General features: G+C 69.1%; 21 protein-coding genes. 14 read left to right on the forward strand and 7 right to left on the reverse strand.

The features are described from left to right. Positions 1–288 precede the first annotated feature (288 nt). The 5 genes from sucD to VKV26_17670 form a co-directional block, all read right to left on the reverse strand. Positions 289–1179: a succinate--CoA ligase subunit alpha gene (sucD, locus tag VKV26_17650; protein HLZ71731.1), complete on the reverse strand. Its 891-nt coding sequence runs from the start codon at positions 1177–1179 to the stop codon at positions 289–291. Positions 1180–1251: 72 nt separating this feature from the next. Continuing rightward, on the reverse strand, positions 1252–2418 hold the full coding sequence (gene sucC / locus VKV26_17655) for an ADP-forming succinate--CoA ligase subunit beta (protein HLZ71732.1): 1167 nt from the start codon (positions 2416–2418) through the stop codon (positions 1252–1254). 414 nt (positions 2419–2832) lie between these two features. Next, positions 2833–3504, reverse strand: coding sequence for an inorganic pyrophosphatase (locus tag VKV26_17660; protein HLZ71733.1), 672 nt, complete (start codon positions 3502–3504; stop codon positions 2833–2835). An 81-nt stretch (positions 3505–3585) separates the two neighbouring features. Continuing rightward, positions 3586–4800: an acetyl-CoA C-acetyltransferase gene (locus VKV26_17665; GenBank protein HLZ71734.1), complete on the reverse strand. Its 1215-nt coding sequence runs from the start codon at positions 4798–4800 to the stop codon at positions 3586–3588. Between the two features lie 155 nt (positions 4801–4955). Next, complete coding sequence (locus VKV26_17670) at positions 4956–5357, reverse strand: hypothetical protein (GenBank protein ID HLZ71735.1); 402 nt, start codon at positions 5355–5357, stop codon at positions 4956–4958. A 116-nt stretch (positions 5358–5473) separates the two neighbouring features. Between VKV26_17670 and VKV26_17675 the strand changes: the two genes are divergently transcribed. The 7 genes from VKV26_17675 to VKV26_17705 all read left to right on the forward strand — a co-directional run bounded on the left by VKV26_17675 (position 5474) and on the right by VKV26_17705 (position 11474). Beyond that, a complete protein-coding gene (locus VKV26_17675; protein HLZ71736.1) occupies positions 5474–6187 on the forward strand; it encodes a hypothetical protein in 714 nt (237 codons plus the stop codon). Positions 6188–6189: 2 nt separating this feature from the next. Further along, a complete protein-coding gene (locus VKV26_17680) occupies positions 6190–6615 on the forward strand; it encodes a HEPN domain-containing protein (protein HLZ71737.1) in 426 nt (141 codons plus the stop codon). After that, on the forward strand, positions 6612–6971 hold the full coding sequence (locus tag VKV26_17685) for a hypothetical protein (GenBank protein HLZ71738.1): 360 nt from the start codon (positions 6612–6614) through the stop codon (positions 6969–6971). The genes VKV26_17680 and VKV26_17685 overlap by 4 nt, the downstream gene beginning before the upstream one ends. Before the next feature lie 183 nt (positions 6972–7154). Beyond that, the gene (locus tag VKV26_17690; protein HLZ71739.1) at positions 7155–8261 is read left to right on the forward strand and encodes a MaoC family dehydratase; all 1107 of its coding nucleotides are present in this window, start codon (positions 7155–7157) and stop codon (positions 8259–8261) included. 27 nt (positions 8262–8288) lie between these two features. Then, complete coding sequence (locus VKV26_17695; protein HLZ71740.1) at positions 8289–9959, forward strand: acyl-CoA dehydrogenase; 1671 nt, start codon at positions 8289–8291, stop codon at positions 9957–9959. A gap of 73 nt (positions 9960–10032) precedes the next feature. After that, on the forward strand, positions 10033–11022 hold the full coding sequence (locus tag VKV26_17700; GenBank protein HLZ71741.1) for a CoA ester lyase: 990 nt from the start codon (positions 10033–10035) through the stop codon (positions 11020–11022). Positions 11023–11120: 98 nt separating this feature from the next. Then, the gene (locus VKV26_17705; protein HLZ71742.1) at positions 11121–11474 is read left to right on the forward strand and encodes a VOC family protein; all 354 of its coding nucleotides are present in this window, start codon (positions 11121–11123) and stop codon (positions 11472–11474) included. A gap of 15 nt (positions 11475–11489) precedes the next feature. Here VKV26_17705 and VKV26_17710 read toward each other — a convergent pair whose 3' ends face one another. Continuing rightward, positions 11490–12068: a response regulator gene (locus VKV26_17710; protein HLZ71743.1), complete on the reverse strand. Its 579-nt coding sequence runs from the start codon at positions 12066–12068 to the stop codon at positions 11490–11492. A gap of 222 nt (positions 12069–12290) precedes the next feature. Between VKV26_17710 and ispG the strand changes: the two genes are divergently transcribed. The 7 genes from ispG to trpS all read left to right on the forward strand — a co-directional run bounded on the left by ispG (position 12291) and on the right by trpS (position 19581). After that, entirely contained in the window at positions 12291–13523 is a 1233-nt protein-coding gene (ispG, locus tag VKV26_17715; GenBank protein HLZ71744.1) for a (E)-4-hydroxy-3-methylbut-2-enyl-diphosphate synthase, read from the forward strand. 1 nt (position 13524) lies between these two features. After that, positions 13525–13944 (forward strand): hypothetical protein, encoded by a 420-nt coding sequence (locus VKV26_17720; protein HLZ71745.1) that lies wholly within the window; start codon positions 13525–13527, stop codon positions 13942–13944. A gap of 66 nt (positions 13945–14010) precedes the next feature. Next, on the forward strand, positions 14011–14694 hold the full coding sequence (locus VKV26_17725; GenBank protein ID HLZ71746.1) for a transporter substrate-binding domain-containing protein: 684 nt from the start codon (positions 14011–14013) through the stop codon (positions 14692–14694). Between the two features lie 155 nt (positions 14695–14849). Beyond that, a complete protein-coding gene (locus VKV26_17730) occupies positions 14850–16235 on the forward strand; it encodes an aspartate aminotransferase family protein (protein ID HLZ71747.1) in 1386 nt (461 codons plus the stop codon). Continuing rightward, positions 16229–17290, forward strand: a complete 1062-nt coding sequence (locus VKV26_17735) for a Gfo/Idh/MocA family oxidoreductase (GenBank protein ID HLZ71748.1) — start codon at positions 16229–16231, stop codon at positions 17288–17290. Before VKV26_17730 ends, VKV26_17735 begins: the two co-directional genes overlap by 7 nt. A gap of 357 nt (positions 17291–17647) precedes the next feature. After that, positions 17648–18385 carry a response regulator transcription factor gene (locus tag VKV26_17740; GenBank protein ID HLZ71749.1) on the forward strand — a complete coding sequence of 246 codons (738 nt, stop codon included), beginning with the start codon at positions 17648–17650 and terminating at the stop codon, positions 18383–18385. Between the two features lie 194 nt (positions 18386–18579). After that, positions 18580–19581, forward strand: a complete 1002-nt coding sequence (trpS, locus tag VKV26_17745; GenBank protein ID HLZ71750.1) for a tryptophan--tRNA ligase — start codon at positions 18580–18582, stop codon at positions 19579–19581. 296 nt (positions 19582–19877) lie between these two features. Here trpS and VKV26_17750 read toward each other — a convergent pair whose 3' ends face one another. Beyond that, positions 19878–20033, reverse strand: coding sequence for a hypothetical protein (locus tag VKV26_17750; GenBank protein HLZ71751.1), 156 nt, complete (start codon positions 20031–20033; stop codon positions 19878–19880). Positions 20034–20690 lie beyond the last annotated feature (657 nt).

Consider the following 20690-nt stretch of genomic DNA (forward strand, 5'->3'; position numbering starts at 1 on the left):
GCGGCCCTCACACCCCCGTCCCCGCTCCCCACGCGCACGGCTGCAGGAGATCCGCGGCTGTACAAGCGCGCATGGGAGAGCAGGGGCGATGGCGCGCAGATCAAGCCGGAGCGTTGTCAGGTTGACCGTCGCGTCGCTGCCGCGACGGGCGCACGCCGTGCGCCCCTACAGCAGATCGCTACCACGACGCCGCAGCGGAACTTCCTCCCCAGGATCGCCCCTCTCCCTCTCCCAGGATTGGGAGAGGGAGAGGGGCCACACAGATGAGGTGAGGGTGAGGGCCGATGGCTACGCCAGCCCGTGCTCCTTCAGCACGCGCCGCGTGGTGGCGCCGATCTCGGCGGGGCTGTCCACGATCACGGCGCCGGCCTCGCGCAGCGCTTGCTTCTTCGCCTCGGCGGTGCCGGAGTTGCCGGAGATGATCGCGCCGGCGTGGCCCATGCGCCGGCCGGGCGGCGCCGTGGCGCCAGCGATGAAGGCGACGACCGGCTTCTTCACGTTCGCCTTGATGTACTCGGCCGCCTCCTGCTCGGCGCTGCCGCCGATCTCGCCGATCAGCACCAGCGCCGCCGTCTCCGAGTCGTCGTTGAACAGCTCCAGCACCTCGCGTTGCCGCGTGCCGATCACCGGGTCGCCGCCCACGCCCACGCAGCTCGACTGGCCGATGCCCAGGTTGGTGAGCTGCGCTACCGCCTCGTAGACGAGCGTGCCGGAGCGCGAGATCACGCCCACGCTGCCCGGCGCAAAGACCTGGCCCGGCATGATGCCGACGCGGCACTGGGCGCCGGGCGTGATCACGCCGGGGCAGTTGGGGCCGATCAGCGTCGTCTTGCCGCCCTGCAGTGCCCGGCGCACCATCACCATGTCCATCACCGGGATGCCCTCGGTGATGCAGACGACGAGCGGCATGCCGGCCTCGGCGGACTCGAGGATTGCGTCGGCGGCGAAGGGCGCCGGCACGTAAATGATGCTGACGTTGGCGCCGGTCTCCGCCACGGCCTCGCGCACGGTGTTGAAGACGGGCACCGTCTCGTCGAACTTCTGCCCGCCGCGCCCCGGCGTCACGCCCGCGACGACCTTCGTGCCGTAGGCGATGCTGCGCCGGGCGTGCTGGCTGCCCTCGCCGCCGGTGATGCCCTGCACCAGCAGCCGCGTGTTCTCGTCGACCAGAACGCTCACGCCGATCTCTCCCTCTACCCGCGACGGACGCGGCCGCGCGGACTACGCCTTCGCGTGCGCTACGCCGCGACCTCAGGCTTTGCCCGCCGCCTGCACGGCCAGTTTCGCCGCCTCACCCAGGTCCTTGCCGCGGATCACGGGCAGGCCGGATTCGTTCAGCAGCCGCTCGCCTTCTTCGAGGTTCGTGCCCTCCAGGCGCGCGACGACGGGGATCTTCAGATCGAGCCGGTGGAAGCCCTCGATCACGCCCTGCGCGATCACGTCCACGCGCGCCATGCCGCCGAAGATGTTGACCAGGATCGCCTTCACCGAGGGGTCTTCGATGATCACCTGCAGGGCGCTGGCCACGCGCTCCGGGTTGTTCACCGTGCCGATGTCCAAAAAGTTGGCCGGCTCGCCGCCCGCCAGCTTGATCGTGTCCATCGTCGCCATCGCCAGGCCGGCGCCGTTGACGATACAACCGATGTTGCCGTCGAGCTTGATGTAGTTGTCGATGCCGTGCGCCTTGGCCTGCACTTCCAGCGGGTCTTCCTCGTCCACGTCGCGCAGCTCGGCGATCTCCTTGTGGCGGAAGAGCGCGTTGTCGTCGATGTTGAACTTGGCGTCCAGCGCCAGCACGCGGCCATCCGCCGTGACGACGAGCGGGTTGATCTCGGCCAGCGAGGCGTCTTTGGCGGCGAAGGCGTTGTAGAGGCCCGTCATGAGCTGGGTGGCCGGGCGCAGGGCATCGCCGGTGAGGCCGATGTTGAAGGCCAGCTCGCGCGCCATGTAGGGCTGAAAGCCGGTGGCCGGGTCGATGGCGACGCGGAAGATCTTTTCCGGTGTCGCCGCGGCGACTTCTTCGATCTCCATGCCGCCGGCGGCGCTGGCCATCATCACCGGCTCGCCGATCGCGCCGTCCACCAACACGGCGACGTACAGCTCGCGCTGCACCTGCATCTGCTCCTCGACCAGCACGCTCTTGACCATCTGGCCCTCCGGCCCGGTCTGGTGCGTGACGAGCTGCATGCCGAGGATCTGGCCGGCGACGCGCTCGGCCTCGTCGGCGCTGTTGGCGAGCTTGACGCCGCCGCCCTTGCCGCGCCCGCCGGCGTGGATCTGCGCCTTGACCACGACCTTGCCGCCCAGCTCCTCGGCGACGGCGCGGGCCTCGGCCGCCGTGGTGGCGACGCGCCCCTTCGGGATCGGCACGCCGAACTCGTCGAGAATCGACTTCGCCTGGTACTCGTGGATCTTCATGAGAGATCTCCGATGGTCGTATGGGGCAAGCTTTGGTATTGGATGGGCGCTTACTCGCCCATGGCGCTCACCCCCAGCATGGTGACTGCCGTGTAGATTTCACGGCGAGAGGGATCGAACGCTGAGGCTTGAAGACTCCGAACGGTCCGCGCGCTTGAGTGGTTGACGGCGGTCCCGTTGCGCACTCTAGCACAGGGGATCGCAGCGATCGATGCGCGGCGGTCGGCCCTCATCCTCTCGTCTCTCCTTCTCCCAATCCTGGGGGAAGGAGACGATCCAGCCCGGAGCGTTCCATGATCAACACGGTTAACCCGACGCCGGTCGAGTCGTGCTGCGCACGATCGCCCCTCGCCCAGGATTGGGAGAGGGGGACGGGGGTGAGGGCCGAGGGCCGACGCTCGGCCCTTCAGCCCTTCAGCCTTTGAGCAATGAATAGATGCCGGCGAAGCGCGCCTGGTAGTCCTGCTGGCTGCGGACGATGACCTCGTGCGCCTCGGCCGCGCCGTAGACGCCGTCGATCTCGACTTTGCGCTGCGGCGACTCCGGGTCCTGCTTGTAGGTCAAAAAGTAGTGCTTCAGCCGCTCCAGCACGCTCTCCGGGCACTCGGAGATGTCCTGTGCGCGGCCGTAAACGGCATCGCCCTTGAGCACCGCCACGACCTTGTCGTCGGCCTCGTCGCCGTCGATCAGGCGCAGGCCGCCGATCGGGATCGCCTCGACCAGCACATCGCCGTGGCTGAGCGTCTTCTCCGTGAGCACGCAGATGTCGAGCGGGTCGCCGTCGCCGACGATCCCTTCACGGCCGGTCTTCGCCATGCACAGCTCGGCCACGCGCTCGGCGCAGAGCGTCTGCGGAATCAGGCCGTAGAGCGAGGGGCAGATGTTGGAGAACTGCTGCGGCCGGTCGATGCGCAGGTAGCCGTTGACCTTGTCGATCTCGAACTTCACCGTGTCGGCCGGCACGATCTCGATGTAGGCCGTGACGCGGCGCGGCGCCTCCGAGCCGATCGCCACGCCGTGCCACGGGTGCGCCTTGAACAGCAGCCCCATCAGGTTCCAGATCGGGTGCGCCGCTCCCTCGCTCATACCTGTGCTCCCCATGCAGGAATGTGAAGAGGCGGCCCGCGAGCCGCCCCTCACTGTCACCTGTAACCCGTCACCTGTTCCCTACGCGACGCGCTCGATGACGGCGGCGATCCCCTGGCCGCCGCCGATGCACATCGTCTCCAGCGCGAACTGCGCGTTGCGCCGCTCCATCTCGTTCAGCAGCGTCGCCATGACGCGCACGCCGGTGCAGCCCACGGGATGGCCGATCGAGATGCCGGAGCCGTTGACGTTGGTGCGGTCGAAGTCACGCTCGCCGAAGTTCCATTCGCGCGTGACCGCGAGTACCTGCGCGGCGAACGCCTCGTTCAGCTCGATCAGCTCCATATCGGCCAGCGAGAGGCCGGCCCGTTCCAGCGCCTTCTTCGTCGCCGGCACGGGGCCGATGCCCATGTAGGCCGGATGCACGCCGGCCACGCCCCAGGAGCGCAGCTTGCCCAGCGGCTGGAGGCCCAGCTCGGCGGCCTTCTCAGGCGAGGTGACGATGCAGCAGGCCGCGGCGTCGTTCTCGCCGCTGGCGTTGCCGGCGGTCACGGTCGCGTCGGGATCCTGGCGCAGCCGCACGGGGCGCAGCGCGGCGAGCTTCTCCAGCGTGGTGTCGGCGCGGGGATGCTCGTCGCGGCCGAAGAGCGTGCCCTCGCCCTTCTTCGCCGGCACCGGCACGGCCACGATCTCGTTGTCGAACTTGCCGTTCTCGATCGCGGCGACGGCGCGCTGGTGGCTGCGCAGCGCGTACTCGTCCTGTTCCTGCCGCGGGATGTTGTACTGCTTGCGCAGGTTCTCGGCCGTCTCCAGCATGCCGCCATCCACCGGATAGCGGTAGGTGCCGGCGGTGACGCGGCCACGGTCGAGCCGGTCCATCAGCTTGATCTCACCGCGGTTCGGCCCCCAGCGCGTCTGCGTGCTGTAGAACTCGGCGTTGCTCATGCTCTCCACACCGCCGGCCAGCACCACGTCGGCCACGCCGGTCTGCACCTCCATCGCCGCGAGGCAGATCGCCTGCAGGCCGGAGCCGCAGCGGCGGTCGAGCTGGAATCCGGGGACTTCGACCGGCAGGCCGGCGTGCAGCGGCGCCAGGCGGCCCATCGCCGGCGTCTCGCCGTTGGGGTAGCAGTGGCCGAAGATCACGTCGTCCACCTGCTCGCCCTTGAGGCCGGAGCGCTCCAGCACCTTCTCGACCACCAGCGCCGCCAGGTCCTCTGCTTGCACGTCGCGCAGGGCGCCGCCGAAGCGGCCTACCGGAGTTCGCAGCGGGGTGCAGATCACGGCCTCACGCATGGCGTTCTCTCCTTCGTGCAGCGCCGGTCCGCGCCCACACCCAGGTCGGGAGGGCCATCGCGCCAGCGCAAAGCGCCGCCCGGCGCTCGCTCCGCTTCATCGTAGGAGCGCGCCGGCAGCCCGTCAAAGCACGCGAGCTAAGGATTGCCCGCAGCTTAGTGGCGGTGGTTCAGGGGCGGCAGTTCGCCGTGCTCAGCCTCGTAACGTTCGAGCAGGGTGGACTCCAACATCACGGCGGCCATCGCCGTATCTGTCCTGACGTAGCCAATTTCGTAGTCCGGCGATGCGGCGATCAGCGCCCGTATCCGCTGGTTTGTGTATTGCGTCGGCCCAGGGTGGAAGTACTGCCTGATCCGGCCCTTGAGCCCCCGCAGATTGGACGCGGAGCCGATGTAGGCGAGATCTGAGGAACCGATGAAGCGACAGATCGGTGTCCTGCGCCGGATGGCGTACACGCCTGGCTGAGATGGCAGCATCGACACCAACGCGTCCTCATGATTCGGAGCAAAACCGTGCCAATTGCCGAAGCCGCGCTCAGCAAGCTGGATGCTATCCATCGCCTGTCCTTGCAAATCACAAATCAGACGGCTGTTAACCAACCCAGCCAACCACCGAAGCGGGCCACGGCAAAATGGTACGCTGGCGCCGCCGCGATTGGCCGGGAGTGTGCGTGATGGCGCAGGCGAGCGAACGGCTGCCCGAAGGCTACGGGGCGGGGCGCTTTACCGCGAGGCCGCGCCGCTCCGCCGCGAACGCGCAGCCGTATCCGCCCGGCGAGCACGTTGCGCCACCGAGTGCCGGCTGGGACGGTGTGCTGCTCGTGCCGGCCTCGTACGTCCATGCGCGGCCGGCCCCCTTCATGCTGGCGCTGCATGGAGCCACGGGTACCGGCGAGCGGATGCTTGGCCGCTGGCGCGAGACGGCCGAGGCGTTCGGCATGGTCGTGCTCTGTCCCAGCTCGGAGACGCGCACCTGGGACGTGCTGATCGGCGGCTACGGCAGCGATGTGGCCCGCATCGACACGGCGCTGCGCGAGCTGTTCGCCCGTGTGAACGTCGACCCGGCGCACTGCCTTATCGAGGGCTTCTCCGATGGCGCCTCGTATGCGCTGGGTCTCGGGCTCGCCAACGGCGACCTGTTTACGCACATCCTGGCGAACTCGCCCGGCTTCTGCTGGCCACCGAGCCTGGTGGGCCTGCCGCGGATCCTGATTACGCACGGCACGCAGGACCAGGTGCTGCCGATCAACGCCACCAGCCGCATGCTGGCGCCGCAGTTGCAGTTCAACGGCTACGACCTGACCTACCACGAGTTCGAGGGCGGCCACCAGCTCACGCCGGAGATCATGGCGCTCTCACTGCGCTGGGCTGGCATCGAACAGCGCTGAGTGTGGAAGTCGTCGCAGAATGGGGCGAGTGGAGGTGCACGATCAGCGACGCCGAAGACTACCTCGCCAAGGCACTCGAAAACCTGGCGGCGGCGCAAAGCGATCAGACGGCGGGGCGCTACAATACCTGTGCGAGCCGCGCCTACTATGCCTGCTTTCTCGCCGCGATCGTGGCGCTGATTCGCGCAGACTTGCGGGCAACGAGCGGTTGGAGGCACGACTTCGTCGCAAGCCGATTTGTCGGAGTGCTGATCGGCCAGCGGCATTTGTACGACCGCGAGTTGCGCGGCGTACTGAGCGACCTCATCCACAACCGCCACATCGCCGATTATGCCAGCCGAAGCGTGAGCAAGAGTCGTGCCGAGTCGGCGGTGCGGGCCGCAATCCGCTTCGTCGAGGCGGTACAGCGACGGGGATCGAGACAATGACCGCTGTAACAACGCGCAAGCAGCGCATCCAGCACGCCGTGCAGGAACTTGAAGATACGATCCGACACGCCTATCCCGACGCGGAGTTTGCCGTGACGCATGGCTGGGATGACCCGAGCGAAACATGGCTGTGGGTCGCGGTTGATCTCGATGATCCGAGTGACGTGCACGATTTGGTCCTTGATCGACTCGTTGACATGCACATCGACGAACTGCCGGTGCACGTGCTCCCGACGAACCGGCTGCCCGAGCATTTGCAGAAGCCTGGTCGGCAGCCTACCGATGCGCGGGCTGAGTCCCTCGCTCCGCGGCCCCGCCGAGCGAAGCACCCTCGCGAAGCTGAGCGCAGCGTCTAGCCTGCCGGCAACGTAATCGACCGCGGGCCGCTCCAGGATCCCGGCGGTGAGCCTATCCTGTCTATAGATTGTGCAAATGTGCACTATCGCTCGTCCGCGGCGGGACGTATACTCAGCGCACCGCGCTCGATCGCATTACGTCGAGCGCGGCGCCACTCTCCGCCGCACCGGAGCGCAGCGCCCATGGCAAGCCAGACGGCTCGTTCCAGCAAGACCAACGTCGGCCGCTTCTTCGAGGATTTTGCGCAGGGCGAGTCGCTGCGCCACGCCGCGCCGCGCACGCTGCGCGAGGGTGACGCCGCGCTGTACATCGCCCTCTTCGGCGACCGCTGCCCGCTCTACTGCGACGCCGAGTTCGCCCGCGCCCTCGGCTTCCGTCGCGAGCCGATCAACGACCTGCTCGTCTTTCACACCGTCTTCGGCAAGTCCGTGCCGGACGTCTCGCTCAATGCCGTCGCCAACCTGGGCTACGCCGACGTGCGCTTCCTGCTGCCGGTCTACGCCGGCGACACGCTGCGTGCCGAGTCGACCGTGCTCGGCCTCAAAGAAACGTCGAGCGGCGCGACGGGCATCGTCTACGTGCAGACGCGCGGCTTCAATCAGAAGCAGCAGAAGGTTATCGAGTTCTACCGCTGGGTGATGGTCAATAAGCGCGACCCGAAGACACCGACCGGCGCCGACTCCGTGCCCGAGCTGCCGGCCAGCGTGCCCGCCGCCTCGCTGCGCGCGATGCCGGCGCTGCGGGCGCAGGGCTTCGACGCCGGCGCCACGGGCGGCCGCTTCTTCTTCGAGGACTACCAGGCCGGCGAGCGCATTCACCACAACGACGGCATGACGATCGAAGAGGCCGAGGCGCAGCTCGCCACGCGGCTCTACCAGAACACGGCGCGCATCCACTTCGACGCGCATTTGACCAAAGATACGCGCTTCGGCCGGCGGCTGATCTACGGCGGGCACATCATCTCGATCGCCCGCTCGCTCTCCTTCAATGGGCTGGAGAACGCGCTGGGCATGCTCGCCTGGAACGGCGGCACGCACGCCAATCCGAGCTTCGCCGGCGACACGATCTACGCCTGGTCGGACGTGCTGGAGAAGGCCGATCTGCCCGGCGCCGCCCACGCCGGCGCCCTGCGGCTGCGCCTCGTCGCCGTGAAGAACGCCAACCCGGCGCACGAGGACGTGCCGCTGCGCCTCAGCGACGAGAAAACGGGCCGCGAGACCTACAACCCGGCCGTCGTGCTCGACCTCGACTACTGGCTGACGATGCCGCGCCGCACGCCGGTGTCCTGATCCCGCCTCATACTGGAGCGCAAACCGATGAGCACGAATACGACAGTGCAGCAGGGGATCTCGCTCGGCGGCGCGCGGCGCCTCACGGCCGCGGCGCAGGGTGTGCTGGACCGCGCCCTGGCGCACGCCAGAGCCGTGACCAACGCGGGCAAGGCGATCGACGAGCACCAGGTGCAGGCCGAGCGCATCGCCTACGCCGCCACCGAGCTGCGCGCCGCAAGCGAGCTGCTGCGCTACGCCGAGGCCGCGGCGGCCGCGGGCGAAGCCGGCCCCGAGCTGGAGTCGATGGCGATCGCCTTCGCCGCGGAGACGGCGCAGCGGCTGCGCACGCAGATCGAGACCGCGCCCGACGACTTCGGCGTGGACGACGCGACGCTGCGCGCGGAGCTTGGCACGCCGGAGCTGCTGGCGATCATTCGTGCCGGCATGGCTGAAGCGCGGCACCGCGCCATCGGCCGGCAGGTGCTGGCGACGCGCGGCGGCAACCGCATCTGGCTGGACGACGAGACGGCCGAGATGACGCGCGATCACGTGCGCGCCTTCGCCAAAAGCGAGGTCGCGCCGCTGGCCGAGCAGATCCACCGTGAAGACCTGCTCGTGCCGGAAGACCTGATCAAGAAGATCGCGGAGATGGGCCTCTTCGCCGCCTCGATTCCCGAGCAGTACGGCGGCACCGAGATGGGCTACCCGGTGATGGTGATCACCACCGAGGAGCTGTCGGCTGCCTCGCTGGGCGCCGCGGGCAGCCTCAACACGCGCCCGGAGATCCTGATCAAGGCGCTGCTCGCCGGCGGCACGGAGGAGCAGCGGCAGACCTGGCTGCCGCGGATCGCCTGCGGCGAGAAGCTCGTCGCCATCGCCGTCACCGAGCCGGACATCGGCTCCGACGTGGCCGGCGTCGCATGCAAAGCCGAGCGGGCGACGCTGGACGGCAAGGCCGGCTGGCTGATCAACGGCAACAAGGCCTGGAGCACCTTTTCCGGCCGCGCCGACGTGCTGGCGCTGCTGGCGCGCACGAACCCCGACCCGGCCTCCGGCGCCCGCGGCCTCTCGCTGTTCATCGTCGAGAAGCAGCCCGAGTCCGGTCACGCCTTCGAGCAGCGCCAGCCCGGAGGAGGCGCCATCTCCGGCAAGGCGATCGCCACACCGGGCTACCGCGGCATGCACTCGTTCATGCTCAACTTCGACGGCTACTTCGTGCCGGCAGAAAACCTCGTGGGCATGGATGCCGGGCTGAACCGCGGCTTCTATTTGCAGATGGCCGGCTTCGAGATGGGCCGCCTGCAGACCGGCGGCCGCGCCTGCGGTGTCGCCCAGGCGGCGCTGGAGCAGACCGCGACCTACTGCAGCGACCGCAGGCAGTTCGGCAAGCCGATCGGCGAGTACCAGCTCACCCAGTACAAGCTCGGCCGCATGGCCACGCAGCTCGCGGCCGCCCGGCAACTGACCTACGCCGCCGCGCGGGCGATGCAGGGGAACGAACGCGGCGCCCTCGACGCGGCGATGGCCAAGCTTTTCGCCTGCGACGTGGCCGTGTGGCTCACGCAGGAAGGGCAGCTGCTGCACGGCGGCTGGGGCTACGCCGAGGAGACGCCGATCTCGCGCTACGTGGCCGACGCGCAGGTGCTGCCGATCTTCGAAGGCGCGAAGCCGATTTTGGAGCTGAAGGTGATCGCGCGGAACCTGCTGGCTGGATAAGCTCCAGGCGCACGGGACGTTTTTGCCCACCGATCACCTGTCACCAGTACGCTGAAACCTGCGGAGGCGAACCATGGCTGGCGGAGTCACCATCCGGCGCTCAGAGCTGACGTTACCCGGCCACCAGAGGCGCATGCTGGAGAAGGCCGCCGCGTCCGACGCCGACGAGATCATGGCGGACTGCGAGGACGCCTGCCCGCTCTCGGCGAAGGGCGAGGAGGTGCGGCGCGTCATCTCCGAGGCGTTCAACACGCTCGACTGGGGCACGAAGTTCGTCACCTTCCGCCCCAACAACACGCAGTCGCCCTTCTTCGAGGGCGATATCGAATACGTCGTGACGCACGCGGTGGACAAGTTCCACGGCGTGATCATCCCCAAGAGCTTCGAGCCCTCGCAGATCGAGCGCGTGGACGAGCTGCTGACGAAGTACGAGCAGCAGGCCGGCTGGACGCGCACGATCCAGATCGAGGCGCTGATCGAGACGGCGATGGGCGTGGAGAACGCGTATCGCATCGCCACGGCCTCGCCGCGCATGGCCGGCATCATCTTCGGCATCGCCGACTACGCCGCCGAGATGGGCATCGCCGACGCCTACGAGAACCAGAACATCCGCTTCTTGTACGCCAAGCAGCGCGTCGTCAACGCCGCCCGCGCCGCCGGCATCGACGCGATCGACAACGTGCATCTCAAGGTGCGCGAGCTGGACGCGCTGCGCGAGATGTCGATCGAGTCCGCCGGCTACGGTTTCGACGGCCGCTGGGCGATCCACCCCTCGCACATCCCGATCATCAACGAGGTCTACACGCCCAGCGACGCGCAGATCGAACACGCGCAGAAGGTCGTCGTGCTCTACGAGGAGGCCGACGCGAAGGGGCTTGGCGCGATCGCCGACCCGGACAACGGCGAGATGATCGACGAGGCCACGATCAAGATGGCGTTCAAGCAACTGCTGCGCGGCTACAAGGCGGGCAAGGTCGAAGAGGCGTTCATGCAGAAGGCGGCGCGCAGCTCGGCGCACACCGGCTATAACTTCCTCGGGACGCTGCAGCTCGCCACGGCGTAACCCACAGTCGGGCAGGACAGTCGGTGTCAGGTCCGGATCGGGTGATGACGCCCCTGTCACCTGTCACCAGTAACCTGTCACCTTCCAGGAGGCGTACGATGGCGGACGATTGGGCACGGCCCGTTGTCCACTGGGAGATCCAGGCGCGCGACGCGGAGAAACAGCGCGCCTTCTACAGCCGGCTCTTCAACTGGGAGATCGGCGAGGGGCCGGTGATGCGCATCCCGGCTGGCGTCGGCGGGCCGGAGCCGGGGCCGGCCGGCCACATCCGCCAGGGCGACCACCCCGGCGTCTCGCTCTACGTCCAGGTGCGCGACCTGCGCGGGTCCTTGAAGAAGGCGGAGGAGCTGGGCGGCTCGGTGCTTTCGCAACCCTTCGACCTGCCGCAGGGGCCGACGATCGCCGGCATCGCCGACCCGGAGGGCAATCGCCTGACGCTGGTGCAGCAGTAGCTCAGCCGCCGCGGCTCAGGCCGGGGCGCGGCCGTTGATCGCGGCGCCGACGCGCGCCAGCAGCTCGTCGATGTCGAACGGCTTCGGCAGCATACCCGCGTAGCCGGCGGCGCGCGCGGCGAGTTCGGGCACGTCGCGGTGGCCGGTGAACAGCAGCACCGGCGCCGGCCGGGCAAGGTCGCGCAGCGCGGCCAGCCGCGTGAGCGCCGCGGCCGCGGTCGCCGCGAAGCTGTCGGCGATCACCAGATCGACGCTTGTGGCGCGCAGCACGCCCTCGGCAAGGCCCAGCGTGCGGGCGATCAGCACGCCGTAGCCCTCGCCTTCCAGCAGCGCGGCGAGCACGTGTGCCACCGCGGCGCTGTTCTCGGCGATCAGCACCAGGCGCGAGCCGCGGCGCTCACCCCGCGCGGCCAGCGCGGGCACGCCGCCGTCGCAGGAGGCGACGATGCCGCAGCTGCGGAGCACTTCGCACGCGGCGGCGACTTCGCTCAACGGCCGCTCCAGGCGCGCGCACAGATCGCTGAGCGGCAGGCGTCGCTCGGGAAGCGAGCCCAGCTCGGCGGCAACTTCGGCTGCTATTACGTGTGTATCCATTATCCGTCAAGATGCTTGTAGCATGGCGCCTGCTTTCGAGCATCATCCCGCGGCGATCGACCGTTGCTACTCCGCAAGGCCGGCCGGATTCCGCCGCCATTCCTTCACCTATAGATACGCGCCATCGTGCCGATCCATTCTTTGCCGCCCGCGAAGCCCGTGCTACGATCGGCCTGCCGGAGCGGGATCCGATCCCCGCCCCTAACCCCTGCTCCCTACGATGTGAATCCGTGTTCGGAGTGTGTCGTGGACGTCGTCTCCGCCCGCAGGCCCACGCGCGAGGTGCGCGTCGGCGAAGCCGCGATCGGCGGCTCGGCGCCGATCCTCGTGCAGTCGATGATCACCGAAGACACGCGCAACGTGCCCGCCTGCGTGGAGTCGATCGTTCGCCTCTACCGGGCCGGCTGCGAGCTGGTGCGCGTCACCACGCCGACGATGGCCGACGCGAAGTGCCTGGGCGAGATCCGCGCCGAGCTGGATCGGCGTGGCTACCGCATTCCGCTGGTGGCCGACGTGCACCACCAGGGCACCGACATCGCCGTGGAAGTGGCGAAGTACGTGGACAAGGTGCGCGTCAACCCCGGCCTCTTCGTCTACCGCAAGCCGCGCCAGCGCGCCGAGGAGTATTCTGCCGGCGAGATCCGTGAAGAGCTGGAGGCGATCGAGCGCAGCCTGCTGCCCGTGATCGAGATCTGCAAGGCGCGCGGCGTGGCGATGCGCATTGGCGTCAACCACGGCTCGCTGGCCGAGCGGCTGCTCGTCACCTACGGCGACACGCCCGAAGGCATGGTCGAATCGGCGCTCGAGTACGTACGCATCTGCGAGTCGCACGACTTCCGCAACATCGTGATCTCGCTGAAGGCCTCGCGCGTACCGATCATGATCCAGGCGAACCGGCTCGCGGCGCAGCGCATGGCCGAGCAGGGCATGGACTACCCGCTGCACCTCGGCGTAACCGAGGCTGGCGACGGCGAGTACGCTCGCGTTAAATCGACCGCCGGCATCGGCACGCTGCTGGCCGAGGGCATCGGCGACACGATCCGCGTCTCGCTGGCCGAAGACCCGATCAACGAGTTACCCGTCTGCTATGACATCCTGCAGGCGCTCGGCCTGCGCCGCACGAAGGTCGAGTTCATCGCCTGCCCGAGTTGTGGCCGCACCAAGTTCGACCTGCCCACCGTCTTCAACCAGGTGAAAGGGGCGACCAGCCATCTCGTCGGCCTGAACATCGCCGTGATGGGCTGCATCGTCAACGGCCCCGGCGAGATGGCCGACGCCGACTACGGCTACGTCGGCCGCGCCGGCGGACAGATCGCCCTCTACCGCGGCCGCGAGCTGGTGAAGACGAGCATTCCGCAGGAAGAGGGCGTTGCCGAGCTGGTGGCGCTGATCAAGGCCGACGGCCGCTGGGTCGATCCGCCCGGCACGCCCGCCGAACCGGCCACGACTCGCTGAGATGGCCGCGACGGAACCGGCGCCGATCCGGCTGGAGGTCGTGGGCGGCGGCCTGGGCGAGTGGTACGAGAAGCGCGGCCGCGAGCACGAGGCGACGCCCTACGTGTTCGTGGATGTCGAGGATCACCCGGAGCTGCTGGAGCTGCCGGCACAGGCCGCGCGGCCGGGCTGGCAGGCGCACGCCGAGTGGCTGCCCGGCGAAGCGACGCTCATGATTCACCTCTGCGTTCCCGCCGCCGTAGATCTCGTGATCGGGCTGGAGAATCCGCAGCTCAAGGCGCTCATCGCCCTGATCGAGCGCGACCACCTGCTCGCCGTCTGCCCGACAACGCCGAAGCTCGGCATCAACGCCCGGCTGGCCCGCGATCGCAGCGTTTTCTTCGAACTGCCGAGCAGGGAGCAGGTTACAGGTGACAAGTGACAGTCCCCGCCACCCCTCCCCTGTAACCTGTAACCAGTAACTTGTCACCTGTCGCCTGGCTTGCCGATGTCTGAGTTGCTGCGCATCGCCATCGACCGGGAAAACCCGCCCTTCACCTCGCTCAATGACCTGACGGGCGAGCCGGCCGGCTTCAGCGTCGATCTCTGCCGCGCCTGCCTGGCCGAGGGCGGCGACGAAATGGAGTTCGTCGCCGCCGACGGGCCGTTGATGCAAAGCATCTGGCTGGCCGCGGGCCACGTCGACGCGGTGCTGGATATGACCGCCAGCCTGCGCCGCGCCCAGTGGTTCGAGTTCAGCGCCGCCTACTACGTCGACGAGCTGGCCGCCTTCGCCCTGCGCGACGGCCCCCTCTGGCCTGGCCTGGAGCGCGTGACCGCGCCGCTTGCCGTCAAGTCCAACAGCTACGCCGAGGAATGGCTGCGCCGCCGTTTTCCACGCCAGATCCTGCTGCCGGTGGACGACGCCGAGCGCCTGCTGGCCGTGGTCGAAGCGGGGCGCGCGGCCGCCTTCATCACCTCGGCCGCCACCGGTCTCGAGCTGGTGCGGGAACACGGCCCAGAGCGGTTTCGCGCCGTCGGTCCGACCTTCGCGCCGGCCGGCCTGACGCTGGCCGTCGGCCGCGGTGAGCAGGACACGCTGCTTCGGCAGTTCAACCGCGGCCTGGCAGAACTCCGCGCCGACGGCCGCTACGACGCGCTGCTGCGCGCCTCGGCCCTGGCCCACGTCTGACGTTCCACTCCCTCCTCCGCAACGAAGCCTCCCAGGCGGCCACGCCGCTTATGCCTGCTGCTCCTATTTTCTTATGTACCGACGAACGCTACCTTGTATACTGCGGTGCGGCGGTTCATAAGCCTGGTCACAGCCCCGCACCTGCAAGGAGCGCCATGCAAACCCGTGCCAGCTCACGAGCGGGTTCCCCGCTCGCCGGCCGCGTCCGCACCGCGATTCCCGGCCCCGCCTCGCGCGCCCTGGTGCAGCGGGAAAGCGGTCGCCTCGCCCCCGGCCTGCAGTCGATCGGGCTGTTCAGCGGCCTCGCCTTCGCCGGCGGCCGCGGCGCCCAGCTCACCGATCTGGACGGCAACAGCTTCATCGATTTCACCGCCGGCGTGGGCGTCGCCTCGCTCGGCCACGCGCATCCCGGCTACGTGCGTGCGCTTTCGGAGCAGCTTGAGCGCCTCTCCGTGGGCAGCTACAGCTCGCCGGCACGCGCGGAATTCCTGGAAGAGCTGATGCCGCACCTGCCGGCGGGGCTGGACCGCATGCAGTTCTACTCCGGCGGCGCCGAGGCGGTCGAGGCGGCGCTGCGCATGGCGCGCTCGTACACCGGCCGTTTCGAGGCGATCTCGTTCTGGGGCGGCTTCCACGGCAAGACCGGCAGCACACTGGCCCTCTGCGGCCCGGACGTGAAGCAGGGGCTCGGCCCGCTGTACCCGGGGGTGCACAACGTGCCCTATCCCGACTGGGCGCGGCCGCCGTTCGAGGCCGCCGACCCCGAAGATCTGGGGCGGAAGTGCGCGGAGTTCCTGCGCGCGTACATAAGAAATTCCACCGCCGGCAGCCTCGCCGCGATCATCGTCGAGCCGATCCAGGGCACCGCCGGCAACGTCGTTCCGCCGGCCGGCTTTCTGAGCGCCGTGGCGCAGATCGCACGCGAGCACGGCGCCCTGTTCATCGCCGACGAGATGATCACCGGCTTCGGACGCACCGGACGCATGTTCGGCTGCGAGCACTTCGGCGTGCTACCCGACGCGATGACTATCGGCAAAGGCATGGGCAACGGCTACCCGATCGCCGGGCTGATCGCGCGTGAGGAGCTGATGCGCGCCGCGCCCTTCGGCCTGCCCTCCGGCAGCTCGTCGTCGTACGGCGGCAACCCGCTGGCCGCCGCCGCCGCCCGCGCCACCCTGCGCGCGATCGTGGATGAAGGGCTGGTGCAAAACGCGCAGCGCGTGGGCGCGGCGATGCTCGATCGTCTCGCGCGGCTGGCCGAACGGTATCCCTTCATCGGCGCCGTGCGCGGCAAGGGGCTGATGATCGGCATCGACGTCGTCACCGACGCCGCCGGGCACACGCCGATGCCCTCGGCGCTGACGCGCAAGCTGTTCGACGCGGCGCTGCGCCGCGGCCTGCTCTGCATGTGCTACGGGCCGCGCATCCGTATCAACCCGCCGCTGGTGATCGACCTGGAGACGGCGCTTGAGGGCGTTGAGCTGCTGGAGGACGCCTTCGCCGAGCTGGCCGGCGAACTCGCGGACGCCTGCTCGTGCTGAGGGGCGCGCTGATCGGCGCCGGCAACATCGCCAGAGGCGGCCACCTACCCGCCTACCTGTGCCCGGAGCTGCGCGATCGGCTGGGCATCGTCGCGGCCACGGACGTCTGCCCGGAAAATCTCGCCGCGCTGGCCGCGCTGCTGCCCGGCCTGCGCACCTATGCCAGCACGGCCACGCTCTTGCAGGAAGAACGCCCCGATTTCGTGGACATCTGCACGCCGCCCTATGCGCACCGCGACCTGATCGCCCAGGCCGTGGCGGCGGGCTGCCACACGCTCTGCGAAAAGCCGCTGGCGACCGACCTGGAGGAGGCGCTGGCGATTCGCACGATCGTCGCCGGACGCGGCGTCGTGCTGATGCCCTGCCACCAGTACCATTACGCCCCGCAGTGGCTGACGCTGCGGGCGCTGATCGCGGCGGGCGAGATCGGCGCCGTGCACGAGGCGGAGCTGGTAGTGGAGCGCACCGGCGCCAACGCCGGTGCGGCAGGCTGGCGGCCGCTCTGGCGTACGCGGCAGGAGCTGGCCGGCGGCGGCATCCTGGTCGATCACGGCGCCCATCTCTTCTATCAGTTGCACGCGCTGTTCGGCCCGCCGCTGCGCCTCACCTGCCGCACGGCGTGCCGCCTGCCCGCATACTGCGTGGACGACACCGCCGAGCTCGATCTGCACTATGCAGGGGGCGTGGCGCGCCTGCGCCTGACCTGGGCGGCGGCCGCCCGCCGCTCGACACATCGCTACCGCGGCGAGCGCGGCGAGATCGTCTGCGACGACGACACGATCCTCCTGCGCGGTGCGCGCGGCGAGCGGCGCATCGCCTTCGCCAGCGGCCTCTCGCAGGGCTCGGCGCACAGCGACTGGTTCGCGCCGCTGCTGGCCGACTTCGCCGATCACATCGCCGCGCTGGACTGCGGCCTCGAAGCGCTGGACGAGGCGGTCGCCGTCGCCGCCTACATCAGCCGCGCCTACCAGTCCGCCGCCCGCGACGGCGAGCCGCTGGCCTGGCAGGCGCCGCTGCCGGCGCCGGCAGCGGGCAGCCCGGCCGCGGCCGACTGACGCTGCCGGCGCCGGATGCGCGAACTCCCCAACGAGATTGCCGAAGACCTCGCCCGGCAGACGCGGGCCGTGCTGGCGCTTCAGGTCGCCGGCTTCGACGCCGAGGAGTATGCGGCCACGGTGGCGGGATAATTGCGGGCGCGGCTGCAACGTGCCGAGGCGGGGCGCAGCTACCGCTTCCCGCACACTGCCCGACGGACGTTACGGCAGATGCGGCACCTGCGACATCCATTTAGCAAATCTTGCGTCAGATCGCCCGAAAGAGTAAGGAAAATTGTTAGACTGGATCTGTATCGTCAGCGGTGAAGCCCCTCTCTCCGGGGAGCGGCCTTCGCGGGCCGGGAGGAGGACAACGACGTGACCAAGAAAGCGCTGATTCTTGCAGTCGACGACGAGCCGGACATTCTGCGCGTGCTCGAGCTGGCGCTGGGCGACGAGGGCTTCGACGTGCTGCGCGTGCAGCGCAGCCCCGAGGCCGTGCCGCTGGTGCGCGAACGGCGCCCCTCGCTGGTGCTGCTCGACCTGATGATGCCGGAGATGGACGGCATGGAGGTGCTGCGGCGTGTCCGCCAGTTCTCCGCCGTGCCGGTGATCATCCTCACCGCCAAGGGCAGCGACCGCGACATCATCTCCGGCCTCGACGCCGGCGCGGACGACTACCTGCAAAAGCCGTTCAACCTGAACGAGCTGGCCGCGCGCGTGCGCGCCGTGCTGCGCCGCAGCAAGCCCGACACCGGCGACGGACTCGGCCGCCTCGTCTTCGACAACCTGGTGATCGACTTTGTGCGCCGGCGCGTGGACGTAAACGACCAGCCCGTTTCGCTCACGCGCAACGAGTGGCGCCTGCTCGAGCAGCTCGCCCGCAATCCGGGCCGCGTGCTCACGCACGAGGAGCTGCTCACCCGCGCCTGGGGGCCGGAGTTCGCGCACGACAGCGATTACCTGCGCGTCTGGATGAGCCGCGTGCGCAAGAAGCTGATGGCGGCCGGCGTGGACCAGAACCTGATCAAGACGGCCTCCGGCATCGGCTACGCCTTCGCGCTTACGCACAAAGAGCCGGCGCCGGAGATCAGCGGCGCCCCGGCCGGCGACTGATCCCGGCCCCGGTCCTCCAGTTCGCCAGCGGATTCCCCGCTCGCCGGCGTCATGGAAGCCGCACGCAACGGGCGTAACGGCCCGCGGCGCGCGGCTTGCTCGACGTGCACGGCGCGAGGATTCGCCCGCACCGTGCCCGGAGCCTATGCTGAAACCGGTCCGATGCCCGAACCGCGCAGGAGCGAGCCAACGCCATGACCGCCGTTTCCACCCGCAAGCGCGTCCTCTCCGGCATTCAGCCCTCGGGCAACCTGCACCTGGGCAACTACCTGGGCGCCATCCTGCCCTGGGTTGAAGAGCAGGACCAGCGCGACAACTTCTACTGCATCGTCGATCTGCACTCGATGACGCTGCCCTGGGACCCGGCCGTTCTGCGCCGCCAGACGCGCGAGCTGGCCGCGGTCTATCTCGCGGCGGGCCTGGACCCGGAGCGCTGCACGATCTTCGTACAGTCGCACGTCCCCGCGCACGCCGAACTGGCCTGGATCTTGAACTGCATCACGCCGCTCGGCTGGCTCTACCGCATGACGCAGTTCAAGACCAAGGGCGGCGAGCGCGAGAGCGTCAGCACCGGCCTGCTCGACTACCCCGTGCTGATGGCCGCCGACGTGCTGCTCTACCAGGCGGACGGCGTGCCCGTGGGCGACGACCAGCGCCAGCACGTCGAGCTGATGCGCGACATCGCTCAGCGCTTCAACCAGCTCTTCGGCGAGACGTTCAAGGTGCCGGAGCCGTGGATCCGCGACTTCAGCCGCGGCGCCCGCCTGATGGGCCTGGACGACCCCACGGTGAAGATGAGCAAGAGTATCAGTGCGCCGAACCACGCGATCTATCTGCTCGACACGCCGGACACGATCGTCAAGAAGTTCCGGCGGGCGACGACCGACTCCGGTCGCGAGATCCGCTTCGACCCGGAGCGGCCGGGCGTCTTCAACCTGCTGACGATCTACCGCGCGATCACCGGCAAGCCCGAGGAGGAGATCGAACAGCACTTCGCCGGCCAGGGCTACGGCACGCTCAAGCAGGAGGTCGCCGAGGTCGTGGTCGAGGCGCTCTCGCCCCTGCAGAAGCGTTTCCGCGAGCTGACCGACGAGCCGGGCCTGCTCGACCGCGTGCTCAAGACGGGGGCCGAGCACGCCGCCAGCGTCGCCAACCCGACGCTGGCGGCAGCGAAACGGGCGGTCGGGCTGCTGTAGCGGCCGCTCGGCCCTCATCCTCACCCCCTACCCCTCTCCTTCTCCCAATCCTGGAGAGAAGGAGAGAGGCGATCCCTGGGAGGAAGTTCCAAAAGGCGTCCGGCTTCCAGGCTCCGGTAGGGGTGGTTCGTGAACCGCCCGTCGCGGCCAAAGCCGCGAGCCACGGCGACCCGGCTACCCCGACGCCAACAGGATCGCTCCAACCCGGGATCGCCCCTCGCCTAGGCCTGGGACCAGAGCACAGCGCAACCGTCGGAGACCTTCGATGACCGGGGGGAGAGCCGAAGGGCCGTCGTTCACGAGGCCGCCGCGAGCGTGTCCGTGTTGCTCGCGGCGTCCGGCGAGACGGCTCGCACGCCGCGGATGCCGGCCGCCGGCGCCCCGGACAGCAGCGCCAGCACGACCAGGTCGGCACTCACCGCGGGCGTAGGCGTGGCCGGAAGAGGCGGCATGGCCCGGCCGGGCCACGCCGAGGACGTCGCTGCCCAGGCCCGCGACGCCCGTGACGTAGCCGAGCTGGATCGTGGTGTTCACTGGGCCGCTGGCGTCCGGCGCCTGGCGCGGGCCGAGGCGGGCAACCGTCAGCGCGATCACCGGGCTGAAGCCCGCGCGAAGCTGGCGCCGATGATGCACAGCAGCAGCGCCGAGAGCGCGATGTGCCACCGGCCGGCGTGGTTAAGGGCGCCGAGGACGCCGTAGCCGCTGGCGAGGTAGGCCAGGCCCGCCGGCGCGAGCCAGCTTTGCAGCCGGGCCGGCGGGCGCGAGTGTCCCAGGCTGGCGACGGCGAAGGGGATCGCCAGCGGCGCATAGGTTAGCCCGGAGAGGGGCGGACTCTGCCCCAGGCCCGACTGCAGGTAGAAGCTGAAGGCAAAAAGAAAGCCGCCATAGGCCGCGAAGCTGGCGAAGCGCGGCGATTACGCGGCAGGTAATGGCCCGCGGCCGGGAAGGCGTGACGCGGCGCGCCGCGGCGTGCGGCTCTGCAACGCCGATCACAGTTTTGGCCGCGCGATCTGCAAGTTTTCGGCAACGTGACGGCCAAAGGGCTTGGAAGTGTTATAAGCAACGGCTATACTAGGAATTGAAGCGGTCTATGGTGTCCGCCGGATTGT

This window comes from Dehalococcoidia bacterium (assembly GCA_035310145.1).
GTDB lineage: Bacteria > Chloroflexota > Dehalococcoidia > CAUJGQ01 > CAUJGQ01 > CALFMN01.

Bases quoted from the DNA above. Each gene is read 5' to 3' on its own strand.
- VKV26_17700 (HLZ71741.1), top strand. From the start codon at position 10,033: ATGGCTGGCGGAGTCACCATCCGGCGCTCAGAGCTGACGTTACCCGGC.
- VKV26_17725 (HLZ71746.1), top strand. From the start codon at position 14,011: ATGTCTGAGTTGCTGCGCATCGCCATCGACCGGGAAAACCCGCCCTTC.
- VKV26_17685 (HLZ71738.1), top strand. From the start codon at position 6,612: ATGACCGCTGTAACAACGCGCAAGCAGCGCATCCAGCACGCCGTGCAG.
- trpS (HLZ71750.1), top strand. From the start codon at position 18,580: ATGACCGCCGTTTCCACCCGCAAGCGCGTCCTCTCCGGCATTCAGCCC.
- VKV26_17710 (HLZ71743.1), bottom strand. From the start codon at position 12,068: ATGGATACACACGTAATAGCAGCCGAAGTTGCCGCCGAGCTGGGCTCG.
- VKV26_17660 (HLZ71733.1), bottom strand. From the start codon at position 3,504: ATGAGCGAGGGAGCGGCGCACCCGATCTGGAACCTGATGGGGCTGCTG.
- VKV26_17695 (HLZ71740.1), top strand. From the start codon at position 8,289: ATGAGCACGAATACGACAGTGCAGCAGGGGATCTCGCTCGGCGGCGCG.
- VKV26_17730 (HLZ71747.1), top strand. From the start codon at position 14,850: ATGCAAACCCGTGCCAGCTCACGAGCGGGTTCCCCGCTCGCCGGCCGC.
- VKV26_17665 (HLZ71734.1), bottom strand. From the start codon at position 4,800: ATGCGTGAGGCCGTGATCTGCACCCCGCTGCGAACTCCGGTAGGCCGC.
- VKV26_17690 (HLZ71739.1), top strand. From the start codon at position 7,155: ATGGCAAGCCAGACGGCTCGTTCCAGCAAGACCAACGTCGGCCGCTTC.
- VKV26_17670 (HLZ71735.1), bottom strand. From the start codon at position 5,357: ATGGATAGCATCCAGCTTGCTGAGCGCGGCTTCGGCAATTGGCACGGT.
- VKV26_17720 (HLZ71745.1), top strand. From the start codon at position 13,525: ATGGCCGCGACGGAACCGGCGCCGATCCGGCTGGAGGTCGTGGGCGGC.
- VKV26_17705 (HLZ71742.1), top strand. From the start codon at position 11,121: ATGGCGGACGATTGGGCACGGCCCGTTGTCCACTGGGAGATCCAGGCG.
- VKV26_17750 (HLZ71751.1), bottom strand. From the start codon at position 20,033: ATGCCGCCTCTTCCGGCCACGCCTACGCCCGCGGTGAGTGCCGACCTG.
- VKV26_17675 (HLZ71736.1), top strand. From the start codon at position 5,474: ATGGCGCAGGCGAGCGAACGGCTGCCCGAAGGCTACGGGGCGGGGCGC.
- sucC (HLZ71732.1), bottom strand. From the start codon at position 2,418: ATGAAGATCCACGAGTACCAGGCGAAGTCGATTCTCGACGAGTTCGGC.